This is a genomic window from Methylibium sp. T29, assembly GCF_000576205.1.
Classification (GTDB): Bacteria; Pseudomonadota; Gammaproteobacteria; order Burkholderiales; family Burkholderiaceae_C; genus Methylibium; species Methylibium petroleiphilum.
This window is the reverse complement of record NZ_AZND01000496.1, coordinates 1-1306: the sequence shown is the minus strand read 5'-3', so window position 1 is coordinate 1306 and position 1306 is coordinate 1. Positions and strand designations below refer to the sequence as shown.

Here is a 1306-nt window from a genome sequence, read left to right as displayed (position 1 = left end):
GGCCGGGATCGGGTCCAGCCCGAGCTGGGCGCGCACGTCCGAGCGCAGCGCCTCGATCAGCGGCTGCCAGTCCACCGGCTCGCCGCGCCGCAGCCGCAGCGCGCACTGCGCCGCCAGCTCCACCTGCGCCAGCGAGCCGAACAGCACCAGATCGGCCAGCGTCTCCTCGATTTGCGGACCGTGCTCGTCGGCCGCCGGCGAGAACGAGCCGGCCAGCGATCGGTAGGCCGCCATCAGCGACTTCAGCCGCTCGGTTTCCTGCCGGTTCTCGCGCTGGCGCCGCTGCTGCACGCGCTGCATCACGAACACACGTACCGCCAGCAGCACCACGGCGAGCAGCAGCGACGCGATCAGCGTCAGCGGCAGCGGGCCCAGGTCGGTCAGCCTCATCGCGGCACCCAGCCTCCGCACACCGGGAACACCTGGCCCACGAAGCAGTCGGCCGGCTCGCTGCACAGGTAGGCGGCGAACTCGGCGTCCTCGCGCGCGCCGACCAGCCGGCCCAGCGGCACCTCGCGCTTCAGGCGTTCCTGGAAGCGCGGGTCGGCCTGCACCTCGGGCGGGAAGTAGGTCGGGTTGTCGACGAAGTTCTGCGCGATCGCGTTCACCCGCACGCCGTGCGGCGCCACCTCGACGCCGACCGCCTGCACATAGGCCAGCTGCGCGCCGCGCGCGGCGCTGTAGGTCGAGCTGTTCTTCATGCCGCGCAGCGCCGCGGCGCTCCCCATCAGCACCACGCGGCCTGCGCGCCGCGCGATCATCTGCGGCAGCACCGCGCGCAGCAGCCGCGGCAGCGGGTCGACCAGCGCGCCGAACACCGCCGCCCACTCGGCATCGGACGACGCCACCGCGCTGGTGCGCGGTGCCGGGATCGCCAGGTTGAGCACCAACAGGTCCACCACGCCGGCCGCGGCCACCACCCGCGCCGGCGCATCGGCATCGGCCAGCGGCGAGGTGTCGGCGATCACGTCTGCGCCATGCGCGGCGAACACCTCGCACAGCGCCGGCCCCATGAAGGCATCGGCCTGGGTGATCAGCGCACGCCGTCCGCTCAGGGTCAGGGGGTTTCCTGTCATGCGTCGGTCCTTTCGGTGACGGTGTCGGTCAGCGGCGCGGTTGGTGCATCACGCGCTGCGTCTCGGCCCACAGCGCCTGGCACTGGTGCTCGATCGGGCTCGAGGCCGCCGGTGCCACGCCCTGCGCCTCGGCGGTCTTCACGCGCCGCAGTTCGCCCTGGTAGGCGGCGCTGCGGCGCGCCGCGGCGAGCTGGCGGCGCCGTGAGTCGTCGAGCTGCAGCCGGCGCAGG

Annotated in this window: 3 protein-coding genes; all 3 read right to left on the bottom strand. The window is 73.7% G+C overall.

Going from position 1 to position 1306, the window contains the following annotated elements:
• A partial coding sequence (locus x551_RS22340; RefSeq protein ID WP_036251720.1) for a hypothetical protein occupies positions 1–390 on the bottom strand: 390 nt, incomplete at its 3' end.
• A complete protein-coding gene (locus x551_RS22335; RefSeq protein WP_036236554.1) occupies positions 387–1076 on the bottom strand; it encodes an SDR family oxidoreductase in 690 nt (229 codons plus the stop codon). The genes x551_RS22340 and x551_RS22335, both read right to left, overlap by 4 nt.
• Positions 1077–1104: 28 nt before the next feature.
• Positions 1105–1306 (bottom strand): hypothetical protein (locus x551_RS26065; RefSeq protein ID WP_036251717.1); only part of this gene is annotated, 202 nt, incomplete at its 5' end.

Excerpts from the sequence above, each read along its gene's own strand:
- x551_RS22335 (WP_036236554.1), bottom strand. The coding sequence starts at position 1,076 with ATGACAGGAAACCCCCTGACCCTGAGCGGACGGCGTGCGCTGATCACC.